This is a genomic window from Thermaurantiacus sp. (assembly GCF_053487655.1).
Map to the genome: position 1 here is coordinate 1 of NZ_JBRCLD010000084.1, position 20582 is coordinate 20582.

A 20582-nucleotide genomic window follows, 5' to 3' on the forward strand; every position below is an offset into this window, starting at 1 on the left:
GGCGCCGGCGAGCCGGCCGTAGCCGTCGCGGCGGGGGCGCGCCCCCAAGAGTGCCAGCGCCTGGGCGAGCGGAGTCCCTTCCGACTTCAGATTGTCTGTGCCCCAGAGCACGATTGCAACCGTTTCCGGGAGGCGGCCACGCTCGTCGAGATGGCGCGCAAGCAGCCGCTCGGCCATGGCATGGCCTTCCGAGACTGCGAAGCTGGAGGGCAGGCGGAAGGGGTCGAAGCCGTGGATGTTGCGCCCCGTGGGCAGGACGTCGGGGTTGCGGCCGATGTCCCCGCCAGGGGCTGGACGGATGTAGCCGCCCGAAAGGGCATGCACGAGGGCAGCGATCTCGTCCGCATTGGCCGTGTGGAGGCCAAGCGGCACGAGGTTGGTTTCGATCTCGTGGAGGCGCTCGGGCAGCGACTCGGTCGGCACGTCACCGAGGTCGGCAGCTTCGGCCTGGGCGCGGATGAGGGCTTCGAGACGATCGCGCTCGGGTGCGGCCGGATCTGACATGCGCCAGCGGTCAAGCGAGGCGCGCAGATCGGCGAGCCCCTTGGAAAGCCCGGCCTCAGCAAGCGGCGGCGTCTCATAGGAGACAAGCGTTGCGGCCGAACGGCGCTTCGCGATCGACCCTTCCGACGGGTTGTTGGCAGCGTAGAAATAGATGTTGGGAAGATCCTTCAGAAGCCGCTCCGGCCAGCAGTCGGCGGAGAGGCCGACCTGCTTTCCAGGCATGAACTCGAGCGCGCCATGGGTTCCGAAATGGAGCACCGCGTGGGCGGCGAACTCCTCGCGCAGGTAGCGGTAATAGGCGGCAAAGGCGTGGGTGGGAGCAAAGCGGCCTTCGAAGAGGAGCCGCATCGGGTCCCCCTCATAGCCGAAGCCTGGCTGGAAGCCGACGAAGACATTGCCGAAGCGCGCACCGAGGATGAGGAGGTTGCGCCCGTCTGTGAGCAAGCGGCCGGGTGCCGGGCCCCATTGCGCTTCGATGGCGGCCAAATGCGGCTCGCGCCGGACATGCGTGTCAGCTGGGATAACGTGGGCGACATTGGCGTCGGTGCCGTAGCGCGCGCGGTTGCCCTCAAGGAGTGCAGCCTTGAGCGCCTCGACGGTGGCCGGCACTTCGACTGTGTGACCCGCCTCGGCAAGGGCGAGGAGCGTTTTGTGCAGGCTTGCAAAGACGCTGAGCCAGGCGGCTGTGCCAGCAGCACCGGCGTTGGGCGGAAAGTTGAAGAGGGTGATGGCAATTCGCCGCTCGGCTGGCGGCACCCGGCGCAGTGCAACAAGGCGGGCAACCTTGGCGGCGAGGGCCTCGGCGCGCTCGGGGCAGGGCAGCATTTCCCGCGCAAGACCCGTGGCGGGGTGCATGCAGCGCCGCGAGCAGCCAGTGCAGGGTTCCGCCGAGCCATCCGAGCGGCCGCCGAAGATGGTCGGAACCGTCGCACCGTCGAGCTCGGGGATGGCGACCATCATGGTCGCCTCGACTGGGGTCAGGCCCTGGCTGCCTTTGCCCCACTGCTGGAGCGACTGGAATTCGAGGGGGTGGGCGGCGACGTAGGGCACGTCGAGCCGCGCCAGCACCTCCTCGGCCGCCTTCTGGTCATTGTAGGCAGGCCCGCCGACGAGGCTGAAACCGGTGAGCGAGACGAGCGCGTCGATGTTGGGCTTGCCGCCTGTCATGAAGAAGCGTTCGATTGCCGGGCGCTGGTCAAGCCCGCTTGCAAAGGCCGGGATGACTCTGAGGCCCTTCGCCTCAAGGGCACGGATGACACCGTCATAATGGCCGGAATCGCGCCCGAGCACATAGGAGCGCAGCAGCAACAGGCCGACAGTGCCGGCGGTGCCGCTCGAAGGCGGCAGCAAGCGAAGCGACTCCGACATGCGGCCCTTCATGTCGGGGTGATAGACTCCAACTTCGGGATACTCGGCCGGCGGCTCGGCCGGGGTTGCACCACGAAGTGCCGCGCGCGGGCCGGCGGCATAGCGATCAACGAGCGCGCGGATCATGGCGACGAAATTATCGTCTGAGCCAGCGAGCCAGTATTGCAGCGTCAGGAAATAGGCGCGCACATCCTGGGCCGAACCCGGGATCCATTTGAGAAGCTTGGGCAGTGTGCGCAGGATCTTCATTTGCCCGGCGCCCGAGCTTTGGCCGGGCTTCGCTGAGCCGCGCAGCTTTCTGAGAAGCGCCAGCGGACCCGAAGGGGCCGCGTCCATCCGATACTGGCCAAGGCGGGTTAAGCGGATGATCTCGGCTCCTGACATGAGGCCGAGCATCGCGTCACACTGGTCGCGCCGGGCTTCGAGCGCAGGCAGCACAGCGCGGATATGCTCTTCAAGAAAGAGCATGGTCGCAAGGATGATGTCGCCCCGGGCGATGTCAGCACGGGCAGCCTCGAGCCGGTCGGGGGCCCCCTCCCAGTCGGCGGCGGCATGGAAATGGAGCTCAATTGGAAGCGCTTCGGCTCGGAACCGGGCCTGGGCGCGCTCGGCCGTGCCGGCCAGGTGATTGTCGAGCGTCACAATCACCACGTGCAGCGGTGACGAAAGCCGGGGCGGCTCAGCGGGCGAAGTGCGATTTCGCGTCATAAAGCGTCTCGACCGTGATGGCGGTGATGCCGCGCGCACAGGCATAGGCTTCGGTATTGCGGCGGGCCTTGCCGCGCACGAAGAAGGGAATTTTCCTCAATTCCGCCTCGGCATCGGCAGTCCAGACGATGAGGCCCTCTGCGGGCGCGGCTGCAACCGGCTCGGCGTGGATCGGGGAAGAAGCCTGGAGAGCATGGGCAGAGCCGAGGTGGGACGGGCCGGCGGCATCGGAGAATTCAAAGTCCTCGCGGAACATGGTGAGGAGATGCTCCTCAAGGCCCATGACGAGCGGATGGACGATCGTGTCGAACAGGACATTGGCGCCTTCAAACCCCATGACGGGGGAATAGCGGGCCGGGAAATCCTGGACATGGACGGGCGCGGAGACGACTGCACAGGGAAGGCGCAGACGCTTGGCGATCATCCGCTCCATCTGGGTGCCCAAGACCAGCTCCGGCTGGAGCGCAGCAATCCTCGCCTCGACTTCGAGCCAGTCGTCGGTGATGAGCGGCTCGACCCCGAGCTTCCCGGCCGCGGCGCGGAGTTCGCGGGCGAACTCGCGATTGTAGCAGCCAAGGCCGACGACTTCGAAGCCGAGTTCCTCGTGGGCGACCCGAGCGATGGCGATGGCATGGGTTGCGTCACCGAAGATGAAGACACGCTTGCCAGTGAGATAGGTGGAATCAACGGAGCGCGACCACCAGGGCAGCCGGGCATCGGCACAGGCAAGGGCCGGGGCTGGGTCGAGCCCCAAGTGGCCAGCGACGTCGCGCAGGAAGTCACATGTGGCGAGATGGCCGATGGGGACCGTGCGCACCGTCGGCCGGCCAAATGTCCGCTCAAGGAAGCGGCAGGCCATGTCGGCAATCTCGGGATAGAGGCAGATGTCAAGATCAGCCTCGCCCAGCGACGCGATGTCGGCGACGGAGGCGCCGAGCGGTGCCACGACATGGACATCGACTCCTAGCGTCTCGAGCAGGCGGCTGATCTCGACGACATCGTCGCGGTGGCGGAAGCCAAGCGCCGTGGGCCCGAGCAGGTTCACGCGCGGCCGCCGGCCGTCGCGGGGGGGTGGACGGCGGCTGCGGTCGGCAAGGCTGCGAACAAGGGCCAGGAAGGTTTCCGCTGCGCCCCAATTCTCCTTGCGGCTGTAGCTTGGCAGCTCGAGCGGGATGACGGGAACGGGCAAGCCCATGGTGGCGGCAAGGCCGCCTGGATCATCCTGGATGAGCTCGGCGGTGCAGGAAGCGCCGACGAGGAGTGCCTCGGGGCGGAAGCGGGCGTGGGCGTCCGCAAGCGCGGACGTGAACAGCGCGGCGGTGTCCTTGCCGAGATCGCGCGCCTGGAAGGTGGTCCAGGTGACTGGCGGGCGGTGGTCGCGCCGCTCGATCATGGTGAAGAGCAAATCTGCGTAGGTGTCCCCCTGCGGGGCGTGGAGGACAAAATGGACTCCTTTCATGCCGGTTGCCACGCGCATTGCACCGACATGGGGCGGGCCCTCGTATGTCCAGGCGGAGAGCTTCATGGGGCCGGCACCGAGGCAAGCGCGGCAAGCTTTTCGCGGCGCACGAGCGGCCGGGCGAACAGCTCGGCCAAGTCACCGGCCTGGTCAAAGCCGTGCACCGGCGAAAAGACGAGCTCGATCGACCATTTGGTGGCAAGGCCCTCGGCCTCGAGCGGGTTGGCAAGGCCAAGGCCGCAGACGGTCAAGTCAGGCCGGTCAGCGCGGATGCGATCAAGCTGGCGCTCGACATCCTGGCCTTCGGCAATGCGCACATCGACGGGAAGCCGGGCAAGATCGGGCCCATGGAATCGCTGGTGGAGATAGGGAGTGCCGACTTCCACGGGCACCATGCCGCACTCCTCGGCGAGGAAGCTGGCGAGCGGGATCTCGAGCTGGCTGTCGGGGAGGAAGCTGATCCGCCTGCCCTCAAGGCGCGGGCGGTGCCGGGCAACCGCGCGCTCGGCGCGGGCGCGCGGGCCAGCGATGACGGCCTCGAAGCGCTGCGAATCAACCCCGAAGGCACGCGCGGCAACGTGAAGCCAAGCCTCGGTACCGCGCGCGCCGAACGGGAACGGCGCTTCAAGCACGCGCACACCCCGCCTCTCGAGCGCGGCGGCAGTGTCGCCGAGGAAAGGCTGGGCGAGGAGCACGCACGTCGCTTCACTGATGGCGGGAAGCACGCCCGCACGGCGAGGTGGAAAAAAGTCGGCAGCGATTCCAAGCTCCGTGAACAGGCGGGCGAACTGGTCCTCGACAATGTCAGGAAGGCTGCCAGCAACAAGCAAGCGGGGCACCCGCGAGGATGCTTGCGGCAGTTCCGGGACGAGGGCGGCAAGGCAGGCATCCTCGCCCTGGGTGAACGTCGTCTCGATGCCCGAGCCGGAATAGGCGAGAACCCGCACGCCACGAGCGCGCATCTGCGCATCAAGGCGCGATGCCGCCTTCAGAAGATCAAGCTTGATGACTTCAGACGGGCAGGAGCCGACGAGGAAGAGCAGGCGGATGTCGGGCCGGCGGGCAAGCAAGCGGGCGACCACCTGGTCGAGTTCCTCATGGACATCCGCGAGGCCGGCCAAGTCCTTTTCCTCGATGATGGCGGTGGCAAAGCGTGGCTCCGCGAAGATCATGACGCCGGCAGCCGACTGCAGCAGATGGGCACAGGTGCGCGAGCCGACGACGAGGAAGAAGGCATCCTGGATTTTGCGGTGGAGCCAGACGATCCCGGTCAAGCCACAGAAGACTTCGCGCTGGCCACGCTCACGCAGGATGGGCCGAGCAGCAAGGGGCTCAACCGACGGCGCGTTCATGCCACCTCACCCTCGGCAGCATCCTGCCGGGCCATCCGGAGCTTCCAGACGAACTGGGCGGCATTGATGACATAGGCGGCGTAGGCAGCAAGTGCGACTGCCATCTGCTGCGCAACCGTGCCGAGGCCAGCGAACAGCATGACGACATAGGCGGTGTGGAGCGCGAGCACGAGCATCGAGAAGACATCTTCCCAGAAGAAGGCGGGTGCGAAGAGGTAGCGGCCGAAGACGACCTTTTCCCAGATCGCCCCGGTGACCATGATGAGGTAGAGCACCACGGTCTTGACGAGGATCGAGAAAGTGGCAGCACTCTGCCCTTCACCGGTCAGGAGAAAGCGGACGACAAGGGCCAAGCTTATCAGGAAGACAAGAAACTGGAGCGGGGCGAGAATGCCCTGGACGAGCGTCCAAGGGCTCTGGTCGCGGCGGATGCGCTCCTCGGCCGTGTAGAGCGGGGGGCGGCGGGCCGGCGCGCTGCCAGGGTGCCCACCCGGACGGCCCGCGCGGAGCTGGTGATCGAAGCCGGTTTCGAGGCGTTGCCCGAGTGCGACCATGGCCGTTTCTGCAACCTCCATCCCGAGCGGAGCCTAGGGTCCGGATTCGGGATTGTCAACGAAACTTGACGCCCATATAAATTGACATCGCGGCGCTATGCCGCAGAGGGGCCTGCGCGGACGTGGTGCCGAAGCGGAGGGTGTCGGCGCCGATCAGGCAGGTGCGGAGGGAGCGCGACTTGTGATTGTCAATTGGCCGGGGCGGGAATAGGCTGATGTTTGGCGCGGAGTCGCTGCCCGAGAATGGCGCGCCGCCTCTGGTCCCGGGCGGTTCCGAGGCCAGAGAAAGAGGGAGGACCGTGATGGCAACGGTCGGGATGAATCTGGCGCTCAGTCTCGAGGGTCTTCTGCAGCGCTTTCCGGCATTGCGGGATTTCGGGCTCCGCCGATTGCGGCGGACTCATGGCGACATCCATCCGGCCAATCTCGCCGCAATAATCGAGCAGGAGATCATTCCGCGCCTGCTTGTCGCGCATCTTGCCGACAGCGGCGTCCAGCAATCTTTTGTGGCAGGTCCTGATCTTGGGCGCGATGGCAATGCGCGTCTGGCCCTGTCCGGGCGGGGCAAGGCAAAACCTGAGGGCACTGGGGCTGGCCGCATTTCGGCTGGCGAAGTTGCGGTCTTTGCGCGCAAGACTCTGGAGCACGACGTCCTTGATCTCGTTGTCGAAGTCGAGGCGATGGTTGCGCGCGGCATACCAGCGGGCACGATCCTCGTTGACCTCCTGGCGCCTGCGGCGCGCGAGCTCGGGCGGATGTGGGAAGCCGACTGCTGCGACTTCATCGACGTGACCATGGGTTTGTGGCGGCTGCAGGAGCTGGCGCATGAAGTCAGTGTAGAGAGTGCGCCCTCCCGCCGGGCAGGGGCGCCAACATGGCGGGCGCTCTTTGCGCCGATGCCAGGCGACGACCACCGATTCGGGCCCATCCTCGTCTCTGAATATTTCCGGGCCTCTGGATGGGACGCTGAGTATCATGCCGGAGCGGGGGCAGACGAGCTTTGCGCCGAGCTTGCGAGCTCGGCCTATGATCTTCTGGGACTGACCGTGACCCAGGACCGTCAGGTCGAAGAGCTGCCCGAGTTCATCGAGGGACTGCGCAGGGCGTCGCGGAACCCGTCCCTCCTGGTCATGGTCGGAGGTGCGCTGCTTGTGGAGCGTCCTGAGCTCGCCTTCCTGGTTGGAGCGGACGCAACCGCGCCGGATGCCCGAACCGCCGTCGAGCGGGCCGAGGCGCTGGTGCGGAGCCGCAAACAGACGGGAGCATGGCCGTCCTGAAGGCGGCTTCGGCCGCGGGGAGAAGCGACAGATTCGGATGGATGCCCAGACCCCAACGCCGGAACCTGTTCCCTTCCGCGCGCCCGAGGGGTCGCTTGGGGGTGTCGACTCCCGCGTCGTGGCATCGGCCCTTGCGGCGGCAAGCGATGTGGCGCTGGTTCTCGACGGCGACGGCGTAATCCAGGACATGGCGATCGGCTCTGCCGATCTCGCCGAGGAGGGTGCAGGCGACTGGCTTGGCAAGCGCTGGGAGGAGACTGTGCTTCCCGACAGCCGCCACAAGGTGCTTGAGATGCTGTCGGATGGCGCCTCGCCGGCGGGCAAGCCCTGGCGCCAGATCAACCAGCGCACCGAGCGCGGCGAGTTTCCGCTGCGCTATATCGCCATCCGTGCCGGGCCGGGGCGGGGCACAATCGCCGTCGGCCGGGACGCACGCGGCGATGCAGCCTTGCAGCAGCGGCTGATCCAGGCCCAGCAGATGATCGAGCGCGAGCGGCTGCGGGCCCGGCAGACGGAAACCAGATACCGGCTGCTCTTCAGCTTGGGACGCGAGGCCATCATCGTGCTCGATGCTGGAAGCCGGACCATCATCGAGGCCAATCCAGCGGCCGAACGCCTGCTCGGCCGGACCGGCCTTGCCGGCAGGCCGCTCCTGCAGCTGGTCGAGCCGAGCGAACGCGACGCCTTGCTCGCCATGCTCGGGGCGATTGGCGCCAGCGACCAGGCGCCACCGGTGCGGCTTCGGCTTGGCGACCGAACTGCGCCAGTCCGGATCGACGGCAACATGTTCCGCCAGGGGGGGAACAGCTACGTGCTGCTGCGGCTCGCCGACGAAGCCAGGATCGACGAGGGGCGTGACGCTGCAATGGTCCTCGAGCGCGTGCCCGATCCGTTTGTCGTGACTGACTCCGCTTTCCGGATCCTCGACGTGAACGCGGCCCTGCTCGAGCTTCTCGGCCATGCCCGAAAGGAGGAGCTCATCGGCTGCAGCCTCGGCCAGTTCCTGGGCCGACCGGGAATCGACTTCGCCGTCCTCTCCGACCAGCTCATCGAGCATGGCCTCGTGCGCAACCTCGTGACCATCGTTCGGCCGCGATTCGGAGCTGCCGTCGAAGTTCAGGTGTCGGCCGTGCTCGGGACGGAAGGGGGGCACCAGATCGGCGGCTTTACCTTGCGGCCGCTTGCCAGCGACCGGACGAAAATCACTGCCGAAATGGCATCGCCACGCTCGGTTGAAGAGCTGACCGAACTGGTCGGGCGGATGACACTCAAGGATATCGTGCGCGAGTCGACCGATCTTATCGAACGCCTCTGTATCGAGGCCGCCCTGAAGTGTGCGGACAACAACCGGGCCTCGGCTGCCGAAATCCTCGGTCTCTCGCGCCAAGGCCTCTACCTCAAGCTGCACCGCCATGGGCTGGCACGGGACCCGAACGACGACCGCCAGGATCGGGCGCGCTGAGAGCCCCGCGGCCAGGCGCCGGCTGCCATCGGGGCAATGGGCTGCAAGCGGATTCGACACGTCAAGATGTCAACGTCAGTTGACGCTGGCACGCGGCTCTGCCTAGTCTCTGGGTGATGTCGGGAGCGGGAGAGATTGGCTACCAAGCGGTGCGGCGCGGGCCGGCCCCGAAGCCGCGCGACCTTCTCGCGCTTCTGAAGCCTGTCACCTGGTTTCCGCCAATGTGGGCGTTCATGTGCGGCGTTGTCTCCTCGGGCGTGCCGCTTGCCGAGCGCTGGCCGTTCCTGCTTGCGGGCATGCTCCTTGCCGGGCCACTGGTGTGCGGGACGAGCCAGGCGGTCAACGACTGGTTTGATCGCGAGGTCGATGCAATCAACGAGCCGGGGCGGCCGATTCCCTCGGGCCGGGTGCCGGGCCGCTGGGGCCTCGGAGTGGCCGTTGCCGGATCCCTTCTTTCGCTTGCGGTTGCTGCAGCGATTGCGCCCGTGGTGCTGGCGGCGACCTGTCTTGGCCTGCTGCTCGCCTGGATCTATTCGACGCCCTGGCCGCGGCTGAAGGCGAGCGGCATTTGGGGACCGGCGGCCTGTGGCTTTGCCTATGAGGGCCTGACCTGGTTTACGGGTGCGGCGGTGATGGTGGGCGGCATGCCGGATGCGAAGGTGCTGGCGCTGCTGCTGCTGTTCAGCCTGGGCGCGCATGGCATCATGGTGCTCAATGACTTCAAGGCAATCGCGGGTGACAGGCAGATGGGGATCCGGTCGCTCCCGGTCACGCTTGGCCCAGCGGCCGCAGCGCGTGTTGCCTGTGTGACCATGGCCTTGCCGCAACTGGCGGTGGTGGCGCTGCTTTCGGTCTGGGGTCTGCCGATCCATGCCGGGATCATCGGCTTGGGAATTCTGCTGCAGCTGGTTTTCATGCGCCGGCTGCTAGCTGATCCGGCTGGGCGGGCGCCCTGGTACAATGGCACCGGGGTTGTGACCTATGTGCTTGGCATGCTGGTTGCAGCCCTCGGCGTCGGGGGGCTTGCATGAGCCGCGCCGTGGCACCGCTTGGCTATGCTGGCATCCTCCGCCTCGGGCTTGTGCAGGCGGCCCTCGGCGGGATCGTGATGCTCGTCACTTCGATGCTGAACCGCATCATGGTCGTCGAATATGGGCTTGCCGCCGTGCTGCCGGCAGCGCTGATTGCCTGGCACTATGCGGTCCAGCTGTCGCGGCCTGGCTTTGGCCATGCCTCGGACCAGGGCGGTGGCCGCAAGCGGTTCATCCTGGGCGGCATGGCGCTGCTTGCGCTCGGGGCACTGACAGCGACCAATGCCGTTTTTCTCATGGAGCATTTCCGGCTTGCCGGGATTTTCGCTGCGACCGTTGGCTTCACGCTCGTCGGGGCTGGTGTCGGCGCAGCGGGAACTTCGCTCCTTGCGTTGCTTGCAAGCCGCGTAAGACCAGAGCGGCGACCAGCAGCAGCGGCGACCACCTGGATTATGATGGTGGCGGGAATCGCCGTGACTGCCGGGATTGCCAGCAACTTCATCGACCCCTTCTCGCCCGAGCGGCTGGCCATGGTTGCTGGCTGCATCTGTGCAGCAGCGCTCGGGGTGACGGTTTTGGCCCTGCATGGCGTCGCCGAAGGCCCGGGCGTGTCGGCCGCGCGCAGGCCGGAGAGCCTGGCCCAGGGGCTGGACGCGATCTGGGGGGATCCGCGGGTGCGCGGCTTCACGCTGTTCGTGCTGGTCTCGATGCTTGCCTATGCGATGCAGGATGTGATCCTGGAGCCGTTTGCCGGGCTGGTGTTCGCCTATTCACCGGGGGAATCGACCCGCCTTGCCTCGATGCAGCATGGCGCAACGCTTGCGGGTATGCTGACCTTTGGGCTTGTTGGTCGCTGGCTGGTGCAGCGGCTGCCGGGCGGCAACCGGACGCTTGTGGTTGCAGGTTGCCTCATTTCGGCAACTGCCCTTGCCCTTCTTGCCCTCGGCGCCCGGCAGGGTGCGGGCTTTCCGCTTTCGCCGACGGTTATGCTGCTCGGCTTCGGCAACGGCCTGTTCGCGGTGGCCGCCATTGCCAGCATGATGGATCTCGCCAGCTTCGGGGGGGCAGGTCGGGAAGGAATTCGCATGGGGCTTTGGGGTGCGGCCCAGGCCATTGCCTTCGCGCTTGGCGGGTTGGTGGGTGCGGCCGGAGTCGATGCCGGGCGCATGCTCCTTGGCGACGACGGCGCTGCCTTTGCCCTCGTGTTCCTGGGCGAGGCCCTCCTTTTCCTTGGTGCAGCCGGACTTGCCTTGCGTGTTCACATGGCGCGCCGCGACATGCCGGAGACAGCCGCGGGAGTAGTGACATGATGGGTGAAACCTATGATGCCGTGGTGGTGGGCGGCGGGCCCTCTGGCGCGACGGCTGCGACTGCACTTGCAGCTGCGGGCCGGCGCGTCGTGCTGCTCGACCGGGCCGGGCGCATCAAGCCGTGCGGCGGCGCGGTGCCGCCGCGGCTCATCCGCGACTATGCCATTCCCGACCATCTGATTGTCGGCCGGGCGACGGCGGCACGGATGATCGCGCCTTCAAACGCGAAAGTCGACATGCCGGTGGGCGGCAATTATGTCGGTATGGTCGACCGCGAGCATTTCGATGAATGGCTGCGGGTGCGTGCGGCGCGCGAGGGCGCAGAGCGACGGGCAGGCAACTTCGAGGCGTTCAGCCGGGATTCTGACGGCACTGCCGTCATCCATTATCGGCCCAAGGGGGCGCCCCGCGACGCGCCTTTGGCCACGATCCGGGCCCGTGCCGTCATTGGCTGCGATGGCGCCCGCTCCCAACTTGCCCGGGCAACCCTCAAGGGTGCGGACCGGGTGCCTTGCGTCTTTGCCTATCATGAAGTGGTCAAGTCCCCGGCGCAGGACAGTGATGCATTTGACCGGTCGCGCTGCGATGTTTTCTACCAAGGGAAGCTCTCGCCGGACTTCTACGCCTGGGTATTTCCGCATGGGGATACAGCCTCGATTGGCGTGGGCAGCGCCCACAAGGGCTTCCCTTTGCGCGAGGCGGTGGCGGAGCTTCGGCGCGACACCGGGCTCGATGCCTGCGAGACGATCCGTGTCGAGGGTGCGCCGATCCCGCTCAGGCCGCTCAAGCGCTGGGACAATGGCCGCGATGTTGTGGTCGCCGGGGACGCTGCTGGCGTGGTGGCACCCGCTTCTGGCGAGGGCATTTATTATGCCATGACAAGCGGCCTCTATGCAGCCGAAGGTGTTGAGCGGTTTCTCGCAACTGGCAAGGCGAGCGCGCTTGCCGAGCCGCGGCGACGGTTCATGCGCGAGCATGGCAAGGTGTTCTGGGTGCTCGGCATCATGCAGTATTTCTGGTATTGCTCTGACAAGCGGCGGGAGCGCTTTGTGAAGATCTGCGAGGACCCGGATGTGCAGTATCTGACCTGGCAGGCCTATACGGAGAAGAAGCTGGTTCGTGCCCGCCCGATCGCCCATGCCCGGATCTTCTTCAAGGATCTTGGGCACCTCGTGGGATCGCTTAGGTGATTCGCCAGGCCGGCCGAAGCCGGTTCCGCGTGACTGGCGCTGGGGTCGTGCCAGCTGCCATTGGCGCGCTGGCAGCGCTTTTCATCGCTCTGCTGGGTGTCACGCTGACCGACACCGGCGCCTGGTATCGCGCGCTTGCAAAGCCTTCTTGGACTCCGCCCGATGCCGCCTTTGGCGCGATCTGGACCGTCATCCTGGCGCTGTGGGCAATGGCGGCAGTGGCAGCGTGGAGTGCTGCACCCGACAGCCGCCGGGCCGACTGGCTGGTGGGCCTCTTTGCGCTCAATGGGTTCCTCAACATTGGCTGGAGCCTCATCTTCTTCCGGCTGCAGCGGCCGGATCTCGCGCTTGTCGAGATCGTTTTCCTTGCTGCTTCGGTCGTCGTGCTCATCATTGTCTGTGGCCGCTATTCGCGGCGTGCTTCTTTGCTGCTTCTCCCGTATCTGGCTTGGGTGGGGGTGGCTGCGATGCTCAACTGGGGCATTGTGCGTCTGAACGCGCCTTTTGGATGAGCGACTGGTTCGCAAGCGGACGCGTCGTTGATCTGGTGCTGCTGGTGCTCGCGGTCGAAGCGCTGGCGATTGCGCGCTTCGCGGGCGGGCGCCGCAGCGAACTGTTCGGCGCCCTGCTGCCCGGCCTCTTCCTGCTGCTGGCCTTGCGCGCGGCGCTCACTGATGCACCCTGGCCACTCATCGCGCTGCTGCTGGCGGCAGCCCTTCCTTCGCACCTCATCGATCTGAAGCGCCGGCTAAGATAGGCCCCGGTGACCGGCTGCTGTCACCGGGGCGGGCACACTCCCCGATCGTCTTCGCTACTTGAATTGGCGCAAGTAGGCGATGACGTCAGCACGTTGTTGCGGGTTGCGCAGGCCAGCAAAGGCCATGGTGGTGCCGGGGATGAACTTGCGCGGATTCTCTAAATAGCGGTAGAGATTCTCCTCCGTCCACACGACGTTGGCGGACTGGTTCGCCTTCGAATATTTGAAGCCGGCGACGCTTCCCGACTTGCGGCCGATAATGCCATGCAGCGAGGGGCCAACCCGGTTCACGCCCTTGTCGGTCACATGACAGGCGCGGCATTGGGCGAAGACCTTCTCGCCGGCAGCAGCATTGCCCTTGAGCGTGGCATAAGCCGGCGCTGGGGGCGCTGCGGCCTGAGCAAGAGCAGGCGCAGCCAGCAGAAGGGTGCCGGCTGAGACCAGCGTGCGGACAATGTTCGACATCAAACCACCTCCAATGATCTGGCGGACTTTGCGCGCCGCCTAGGTGCGCTGGCAGCGCCAGGCCGTCAAGACAGGCATGCGGGCAGCTTGCCGCAGCCTGGCCCTCTTGGGATGCCGACTCGGCTGCCAGCGCCGTTTTCCTCTCCCTGCCTTCTGCCCCCGTCTGCCCGCGACTGGCCGCGACTGGCCGCGACTGGCCCCAGTGGCTCCCCGGGGAAGCCAGGCGAGAGGAGGCACCCTGCCCTCCCCCTGGAGCGGGCGAAGGGATTCGAACCCTCGACCCCAACCTTGGCAAGGTTGTGCTCTACCCCTGAGCTACGCCCGCAGTCCCTAGAGGCGCCGGCGCCTAGCGGAGCGCAGGGCTTGGTGCAAGACCCTTCCATCTGCCGCTGCAGTCGCCCATATGCCATCGTGAGCCACGAGATGGGGACGGATGCATGGCAAGCCTGTCACTCAATGAGAAAGACCGGGCCGCGGTGGACCGGTTCCGTCGCGACGTGCTGGAAGCCTCGCGCACAGGTGTGGTGCTGGTGCGCTTCACGGCGACCTGGTGCGGGCCCTGCCGGCAGCTGGCGCCCCTCATGGAGCGGGCGATTGCTGCCGTCGGCCACCCGCGGGTCTCGCAGGTAGTCATCGACATCGACGAAAATCGCCTGATTGCCGAGGAGTTCCGGATCCAGTCGGTGCCGACAGTCTATGCTGTGGTTGGCGGGCGGCCGGTGGACGCCTTTGTCGGTGTGCTTTCCGAGCGCGAGCTCAAGGCCTTCATCGAGAAGCAGCTGGCCCTCCTTCCGCCCGACGCGGCCGAGGCCGACCTCGAGGTGATGGTGGAGGCTGCCGCCGCGGCGCTCCGCGATGGCGATGCCGCGCGCGCGGCCGATGCTTTCGGCCAGCTGGTGCGCGAGCATCCCGACCGGGCGGACCTTGTTGGCCACTATGCTCGGGCGCTTCTGGCGCTCGGGCAAGTGGCAGGGGCACGGGCTGCGCTGGCGCGGCTGCCAGCAGATTTGAAGGACGCCGTGGTCCAGCAGGCGCGGGCTGCGCTGGCGCTTGCCGAAGCCGCACCCGAAGGGACGGACCTGGCAGCACTCGAGGCGCGGCTTGCTGCCGATGCTGGCGACCATGCGGCCCGCCACGCGCTTGCGGCGGCCTTCCTTGCCCGCGGCGACCGGGACCGCGCCGCAGATGCCCTGCTCAAGATCATCGCTGACGACCGCGACTGGGAGAACGGCAAAGCCCGGGACACGCTCCTCAAGCTCATCGAATCCGTCGGGCTTGGCGATCCCTGGTCGGTTGCGACCCGGCGCCGGCTGCGTCAGATCCTGTTCGCCTGACGACTATTGGGGCAGCTGTGGAGTCGTTTGCGACCATCAGCGAGCTGCCGGCGGTCATCCCGGTCTTCCCGCTTTCTGGCGCAATCCTGCTGCCGCGCGCCCTGCTGCCGCTCAACATCTTCGAGCCACGTTATCTTGCCATGACGCGCGATGCCATGGCAGGCGACCGGCTGATCGGGATTATCCAGCCAAAGGGAGACGGGGGGGCGGGTCCGCCTGAACTGTTCGGAACCGGAGGGTTGGGACGGATTACGCGCTTTTCGGAAACCGGGGATGGGCGTTATCTCATCGCGCTGGCCGGTATCATCCGCTTTCACGTCACAGAGGAAGTCGGTGTTGCCACGCCCTATCGGCAGGTGCGCGCCGACTATGCGCCTTTCGTGCAGGACTGGAATCCGGCGCCGCCGCTGCCAGCAATGGTCCGTGCCAGCCTGGAGGACTCGCTCAGGGCCTATCTTGAGACGCAGAATCTTGCTGCTGACTGGGACGCGGTGCGCGGCGCCGATGACGAGGGCCTGGTGAGCACGCTTGCTACCGTGTGTCCGTTCGAAATTCTCGAGCGCCAGGCGCTGCTGGAGGCGCCGGACCTTGAAGCGCGCGCCAGCATGCTGACGGCACTGATGCGCTTTGCTGGCACGGTTGGCGGCAGCACAAGTGCAACTGGCACCCTGCAATGACAGCGCCCGACCCGCGACTGACCGCGCTTCTGGTCTGCCCCGTAACGCGAAGCCGCCTGGTCTTCGACCCGGAGCGAGAGGTGCTGGTTGCAGTCGGCAGCGGACTGGCGTGGCCCGTGGTGGATGGCATCCCGCAGCTGCTGCCGCACAGCCGACCTGAGGCCGCTGAGGGCATCAGCCAAGCTCACCCCTGAGCAGCGGCGGCAGGTCTCCCGCCGTGCCGCGCGCGATGCTGGCAAAGATCCGCTTGGCAGCAGGCGTGCGCTCGACGAGGGCAAGGCCGAGCCGACGTACGGCCTCGACTGGCTTTCCTGGAAGGGCGAACAGGCGCGCAAGGCTGTCGGTTGCGAAGGCAGTCAGGCTGTTGTCAGCCCGGCGCCAGCGTTCGTAGCGGCGGGCGAGCGCCGGGTCGCCCAAGTCGAGGCCAGTCCGGGCGCCATCGGCCAGCACCTGGGTAAGTGCTGCGACATCGCGAAAGCCAAGGTTGAGCCCCTGGCCGGCGATGGGGTGGATGCCGTGAGCGGCATCGCCGGCGAGGACCAGCCGGTGGGCGCTGTAGCGCTCGGCATGGTGGAAGGTGAGTGGCCAGGCCACTGCCGGTGCGATGGCCTCAATTGCCCCCAGGCGGCCGCCGAGCCGCTTCGCCACTTCGGCCGCAAAGGCACGCAGGCTGAGCCGCACCAAGGCATCTGCCATGGGACGGGCAACAGTCCACACCAGCGCCGAGCGATGGCGGCCATCAGCAAGGTCGCGCATTGGAAGCAGCGCGAACGGCCCGGAGGGATAGAAGAGCTCAAGCGCAACCCCATCGTGCGGGCGGCCGTGGGCCAGCATCGAGACGATTGCGGCAGCCGGATAGGACCAATGCGCAAGCCGAATCCCGGCCTCGTTTCGAGTGCTGCTGCGACGGCCGTCAGCAGCGACCGCGAGCGCGGCGGCAAGCTTGCGCCCATCGGCAAGTTTTGCCGTGACATGGCTCGGGCCACGATCCAGTTGCACGATGGCGGCAGGTGCCACCATCCGCACCAGCGGTGTCTGTTCGACCCTGGCAAGCAGGGCGCGCCGGAGATCCCGATTCTCGACCATGATTCCAAGCGGCTCGGCAGCACCGCCGCCACCCCCGCCTGGATCAGCGTCGAAGCGGATGATCTCGGGGTTGAGGCCTTCCGCCACTTCGATGCGATCGATGGGGCATCCCTGGCGGTCGAGAAGGTCTGCAAGGCCGAGGGCCCGCAGCATCCGGGCGCTGGCGCTGGCAATGGCGGAGGCTCGGCCGTCAAAGCCGGAGGCGAGGTGCGTGCGCGGGTCGTCACGCTCGACGACGAGCGCGCTGATGTCGTGAGCGGCAAGCGCCAGCGCGAGTGTCTGGCCAACGAGGCCGCCGCCGATGATCAAGATGTCCGCGGCGCTGTCTTCCATCATGACTGGCCGCCTAGCCGGCGCTGGCCAAACGCGAAACCCCTCTGCCACGTCGCAGCCCGACCAGAGACCGAAACTGCTTCATAATGAAGCAGGGCAGCTGGTTTGGACAAGGCTGTGCCCAGTTTTCGGGCACATCAGAGTCGGAGTGGCGGACCCTCCCGCTTTCCCGACAGTTGGCACGCTTCTTGAAGAGAGGGGAAAGGGTGCCTTCGGGCTCCTGTGCTCGCTTCGGGACTTTGGTCCTCCCTTCCGGCCCGGGCCCTGTGTCCGGGCCGTTTTTCTTGCGCGCGAGACGCCCGGAAGTGGGGACAAAGCGCGAACAAAGGCTTGACCTTTTGGTCGGGCCCAGGGCATGGATTGACAATGAATGTATCTGCGGCCGGACTGCTGGAGGCCGCCCCGTGGCGACGGGGGCGCCGCACAGGCGAGGCCAGGGGCATGGCATGGCTAGCGCGGGCCCGAGCCAGGCGGGTCATCCCGGGCCTGCGGGGATTTCTTGGCGGGCTGCTGCTCTTGGGGGGGGCTGTCGCCCTCGGCGTTGTTCTTGTCAGCCACAATCCTGCTGATCCGTCGCTCAACACGGCGACGGCGCGGGCTCCGACCAATGGTCTTGGGCGGCCGGGCGCGTTTGTATCGGATTTGCTGCTGCAGGGATTTGGTCTGGCGTCGCTTGCGCTGGTTGTGATGCTTGCCGCGCGAGGCGTGCGGCGCTGCCTGGGCTGGCCAGTCCGGAAGCTGGCCTCTGCGCTGGTCGCTGGTGCGGGCGGGCTGGTCTTTCTGGCCAGTGCAGGCGGGCTGCTGCGGCAAGCTCCAGCCTCTTGGCTGGATGCGACTGCTGGCGGGCTGGTCGGCCATCTTGCCCGCGCTGCGAGCGTGGGTCTTGCCGAGCAAATGGCGGCCGATCCGCTGCTGGTGGCAACGCTCGGCGGCCTCGGCTTTGGGCTTGCGGGTCTTTTCCTTGCCGTGCGCGCCGGCGACATCCGGCTTCGCTTGCCGTCGCTGCCAAGGACCCGTCGCCGGCCGCGTGGTGTAGCGCCGGCGTCCAGTTCTCGGGCAGAGCCACTTGAGACGAGGCCGGCAGCGGCCAATGCGCCCCGCGCTGCACCGCCGGCAGTGGTGCGGCCGCGCATGGCAGAGCCATCGCTCAGAGCCGAGCGGGAACGGCAATCGAGCCTGATGCTGGGTGACCAGGCGCTGCTGCCGCCGCTTGCGCTCCTGAAGCCGCCGCCGCCAGTTGCTGGCAGCATCGACGAGGCAGCGCTCACCCAGAACGCGCATCTCCTCGAGGCCGTGCTCGAGGATTTCGGCGTGCGCGGCAGCATCGTTGGCATTTCGCAAGGGCCAGTGGTCACGCTCTACGAGCTCGAGCCAGCGCCAGGCATTAAGGCGAGCCGAGTCATCGGGCTTGCCGATGACATCGCCCGCTCGATGAGCGCAGTCTCGGCGCGGGTGGCAGTCATCCCCGGGCGCAACGTCATCGGCATCGAGCTGCCCAACCGTCGGCGCGAACTCGTGGTGCTCTCAGAGCTGATTGCAAGCGACGCGTTCGAGCATGGTCGCGGCGCGCTGCCCCTCGTGCTTGGCAAGGACATCGCGGGCTCGCCGGTGGTCGCTGATCTTGCGCCAATGCCGCACCTGCTCATTGCCGGCACCACGGGATCGGGCAAGTCGGTCGGGCTCAATGCGATGATCCTGTCGCTCCTCTACCGGCTCCGGCCGGAGGACTGCCGGCTCATCCTCATTGACCCGAAGATGCTCGAGCTTTCGGTCTATGATGGGATCCCGCACCTGCTCGCACCTGTCGTCACCGAGCCAGCGAAGGCGATCCGCGCGCTCAAATGGGCGGTCGAGCAGATGGAGGACCGCTATCGCAACATGACCCACATCGGTGCCCGCAGCCTTGCCGCCTACAACGAGCGCGTACGCGAGGCGATCCGCAAGGGGGAGAGCTTCAATCGCCGAGTGCAGACCGGCTTCGATGCCGAGGGGAACCCGGAATATGAGGAGCTGACGCTGCACCTCGAGCCGCTGCCGCTCATCGTCATTGTGGTCGACGAGATGGCCGACCTCATGATGACGGCGGGCAAGGAAGTGGAATTCCTGGTCCAGCGATTGGCGCAAAAGGCGCGGGCAGCCGGCATCCATCTCATCATGGCAACGCAACGGCCGTCAGTCGATGTCATCACGGGAGTCATCAAGGCGAACCTTCCCACCCGCATCAGCTTCCAGGTGACAAGCAAGATCGACAGCCGCACCATCCTCGGCGAGCAGGGCGCCGAGCAGCTGCTGGGCAAAGGCGACATGCTCTACATGCCGGGCGCGAACCGGATTGTGCGCGTGCACGGGCCGTTCGTCTCGGATGAGGAAGTGGAAGCCGTGGTGCGCCACTGGCGGGCGCAGGGAACGCCCGCCTATCTCGACAGCGTGACCGAAGAGCCTGAAGGGCCCGACGGCTTTGAGGCCATGCCGCGCGCATCCGGCGCTGGAGGCCGGCAAGTGGCCGTGGCCGGGGACGGTGACCTCCTCTCGCAGGCAATCCAGGTGGTTGCCGTCTCGCGCAAGGCGACCATCTCCTATCTCCAGCGCACGCTGCGCGTCGGCTATAATTCCGCTGCGCGCCTGATCGAGCAGATGGAGGCGATGGGCCTTGTCTCCGCACCCGACCATGTGGGGCGGCGCGAAGTGCTGATGGACGAAGCCGGTAACCGGGTCTGAGGCGCCGGCCTCGGAGCGGTGCCGGGGGCAAGAAAGAGACAAGGCCAGACAACAGGAGGCCTGTCGATCGCAGGGGCAGTCTCCAGCATGCAGCTTGAGATCAGCCGGCCCTCGGGTGGGCGCCTGCAAGATGGCAAGGCCTTGGCAACGTGGAGAAAGGTGTTGCCAGGCTTGCGCGGTGACCGGGACTGGAGCGGGTGATTGGTGAAGAGGTGGCGGCAATATGGGGTCAGGCCAGGCGCATGTGCCGCGCTGTCCAGGCGAAGATGGCAAGCGCCAACAGGCCGGCCGCTGTGCAGACGAAGATGAGGGCAAGGGCAAGGGCACCAGCGCCATGGGCGGCGGCGAGGCGGTCGCTCAGCCAGCCGATGACGCCAAGGCCGATGGCCTGGCCGAGGAGGTTGTTGAAAAAGAGGGCAACGGCGACGGCCATGCCGCGTTCGCCGGGCTGGACAGCGGCCTGGATGCCCGAGAGGATGGGGGCCTGGCTCATCACGAAGATGGCATAGGCGAGCGCGAACAGGCCGAGGAAGGTGGCGACGCTTGCGGCCTGAAGCGCGAACCAGAGCGGGACAAGCGCCGCCATGCTGACAAGACCGGGAAGCCAGACGCGCCAGCGCTCGTCGCGGCGGACCAGCCGGTCGGTGAGGAAGCCGCCTGCGAGCGGACCGGGGATCCCGCCGGCCATGAAGGCAAGCCCGAGAAAGAGCGCAACATCGCGCAGCGGAACCTCGAACCGGCGCAGCATGATGGGCGCCATCCAGAAGGCCATGGCGTAGCCGATCATGATCTGGACTGCGAACCCGAGCATGATGCCAAGGAAGACCCGGTTGCCGGCGAGCGAGGCGAGCGTTTCCCCGACCGGGCGTTGGGCGATCTGTGCACCGGGCAAGGCATAGCGGCCACGGGGCGGCTCGCGCACCGTCAGCCAAACGAGGAGGCCGATGAGGAGCCCGGGGAGACCCATGAGCACGAAGGCGAAGCGCCACCCAAAGGC

The 20582-nt window shown here is 66.8% G+C and carries 18 protein-coding genes and 1 tRNA gene; 11 read left to right on the forward strand and 8 right to left on the reverse strand.

The window, feature by feature from the left end; all coding sequences use genetic code 11:
* The 4 genes from ACWIQA_RS08505 to bchF form a co-directional block, all read right to left on the reverse strand.
* Window positions 1–2580, reverse strand: a 2580-nt coding sequence (locus ACWIQA_RS08505) for a cobaltochelatase subunit CobN (RefSeq protein ID WP_448582642.1), incomplete at its 3' end; no start/stop codon positions are given.
* A complete protein-coding gene (bchB, locus tag ACWIQA_RS08510) occupies window positions 2552–4105 on the reverse strand; it encodes a ferredoxin:protochlorophyllide reductase (ATP-dependent) subunit B (protein ID WP_448582643.1) in 1554 nt (517 codons plus the stop codon). The genes bchB and ACWIQA_RS08505, both read right to left, overlap by 29 nt.
* The gene (locus ACWIQA_RS08515; protein ID WP_448582644.1) at window positions 4102–5391 is read right to left on the reverse strand and encodes a ferredoxin:protochlorophyllide reductase (ATP-dependent) subunit N; all 1290 of its coding nucleotides are present in this window, start codon (window positions 5389–5391) and stop codon (window positions 4102–4104) included. The genes bchB and ACWIQA_RS08515 overlap by 4 nt, the downstream gene beginning before the upstream one ends.
* Window positions 5388–5966, reverse strand: a complete 579-nt coding sequence (bchF, locus tag ACWIQA_RS08520) for a 2-vinyl bacteriochlorophyllide hydratase (protein ID WP_448582645.1) — start codon at window positions 5964–5966, stop codon at window positions 5388–5390. Before bchF ends, ACWIQA_RS08515 begins: the two co-directional genes overlap by 4 nt.
* Before the next feature lie 281 nt (window positions 5967–6247).
* Here bchF and ACWIQA_RS08525 point away from each other — a divergent pair, with 281 nt between their 5' ends.
* The 7 genes from ACWIQA_RS08525 (at window position 6248) to ACWIQA_RS08555 (ending at window position 12972) form a co-directional block, all read left to right on the forward strand.
* Window positions 6248–7222 (forward strand): cobalamin B12-binding domain-containing protein, encoded by a 975-nt coding sequence (locus ACWIQA_RS08525; protein WP_448582646.1) that lies wholly within the window; start codon window positions 6248–6250, stop codon window positions 7220–7222.
* Window positions 7223–7259: 37 nt separating this feature from the next.
* Complete coding sequence (gene ppsR / locus ACWIQA_RS08530) at window positions 7260–8684, forward strand: transcriptional regulator PpsR (protein WP_448582647.1); 1425 nt, start codon at window positions 7260–7262, stop codon at window positions 8682–8684.
* 116 nt (window positions 8685–8800) lie between these two features.
* On the forward strand, window positions 8801–9715 hold the full coding sequence (chlG, locus tag ACWIQA_RS08535) for a chlorophyll synthase ChlG (protein WP_448582648.1): 915 nt from the start codon (window positions 8801–8803) through the stop codon (window positions 9713–9715).
* Window positions 9712–11025: a BCD family MFS transporter gene (locus ACWIQA_RS08540; protein ID WP_448582649.1), complete on the forward strand. Its 1314-nt coding sequence runs from the start codon at window positions 9712–9714 to the stop codon at window positions 11023–11025. The genes chlG and ACWIQA_RS08540 overlap by 4 nt, the downstream gene beginning before the upstream one ends.
* Window positions 11022–12215: a geranylgeranyl diphosphate reductase gene (locus tag ACWIQA_RS08545; RefSeq protein ID WP_448582650.1), complete on the forward strand. Its 1194-nt coding sequence runs from the start codon at window positions 11022–11024 to the stop codon at window positions 12213–12215. Before ACWIQA_RS08540 ends, ACWIQA_RS08545 begins: the two co-directional genes overlap by 4 nt.
* Complete coding sequence (locus ACWIQA_RS08550) at window positions 12212–12727, forward strand: TspO/MBR family protein (protein WP_448582651.1); 516 nt, start codon at window positions 12212–12214, stop codon at window positions 12725–12727. Before ACWIQA_RS08545 ends, ACWIQA_RS08550 begins: the two co-directional genes overlap by 4 nt.
* The gene (locus ACWIQA_RS08555; RefSeq protein ID WP_448582652.1) at window positions 12724–12972 is read left to right on the forward strand and encodes a hypothetical protein; all 249 of its coding nucleotides are present in this window, start codon (window positions 12724–12726) and stop codon (window positions 12970–12972) included. The genes ACWIQA_RS08550 and ACWIQA_RS08555 overlap by 4 nt, the downstream gene beginning before the upstream one ends.
* Window positions 12973–13026: 54 nt before the next feature.
* Here ACWIQA_RS08555 and ACWIQA_RS08560 read toward each other — a convergent pair whose 3' ends face one another.
* Window positions 13027–13437 carry a c-type cytochrome gene (locus ACWIQA_RS08560; RefSeq protein ID WP_448582653.1) on the reverse strand — a complete coding sequence of 137 codons (411 nt, stop codon included), beginning with the start codon at window positions 13435–13437 and terminating at the stop codon, window positions 13027–13029.
* Window positions 13438–13687: 250 nt separating this feature from the next.
* Window positions 13688–13762, reverse strand: a tRNA-Gly gene (locus ACWIQA_RS08565).
* Between the two features lie 112 nt (window positions 13763–13874).
* On the opposite strand from ACWIQA_RS08565, the gene ACWIQA_RS08570 reads away from it, so the two are divergent.
* From ACWIQA_RS08570 to ACWIQA_RS08580, 3 genes are read left to right on the forward strand one after another with little or no spacing between them, the layout of a single operon-like run.
* Window positions 13875–14771 carry a tetratricopeptide repeat protein gene (locus tag ACWIQA_RS08570; protein WP_448582654.1) on the forward strand — a complete coding sequence of 299 codons (897 nt, stop codon included), beginning with the start codon at window positions 13875–13877 and terminating at the stop codon, window positions 14769–14771.
* Window positions 14772–14788: 17 nt separating this feature from the next.
* The gene (locus ACWIQA_RS08575) at window positions 14789–15448 is read left to right on the forward strand and encodes an LON peptidase substrate-binding domain-containing protein (protein ID WP_448582655.1); all 660 of its coding nucleotides are present in this window, start codon (window positions 14789–14791) and stop codon (window positions 15446–15448) included.
* Complete coding sequence (locus ACWIQA_RS08580; protein WP_448582656.1) at window positions 15445–15642, forward strand: Trm112 family protein; 198 nt, start codon at window positions 15445–15447, stop codon at window positions 15640–15642. The genes ACWIQA_RS08575 and ACWIQA_RS08580 overlap by 4 nt, the downstream gene beginning before the upstream one ends.
* Here ACWIQA_RS08580 and ACWIQA_RS08585 read toward each other — a convergent pair.
* A complete protein-coding gene (locus tag ACWIQA_RS08585) occupies window positions 15623–16870 on the reverse strand; it encodes an FAD-dependent monooxygenase (RefSeq protein WP_448582657.1) in 1248 nt (415 codons plus the stop codon). The two genes, ACWIQA_RS08580 and ACWIQA_RS08585, sit on opposite strands and share 20 nt — an antisense overlap.
* Window positions 16871–17308: 438 nt before the next feature.
* Between ACWIQA_RS08585 and ACWIQA_RS08590 the strand changes: the two genes are divergently transcribed.
* Window positions 17309–19585, forward strand: coding sequence for a DNA translocase FtsK 4TM domain-containing protein (locus ACWIQA_RS08590; RefSeq protein ID WP_448582658.1), 2277 nt, complete (start codon window positions 17309–17311; stop codon window positions 19583–19585).
* A gap of 229 nt (window positions 19586–19814) precedes the next feature.
* On the opposite strand, the gene ACWIQA_RS08595 is transcribed toward ACWIQA_RS08590, so the two are convergent.
* Window positions 19815–20582, reverse strand: a 768-nt coding sequence (locus tag ACWIQA_RS08595; RefSeq protein WP_448582659.1) for an MFS transporter, incomplete at its 5' end; no start/stop codon positions are given.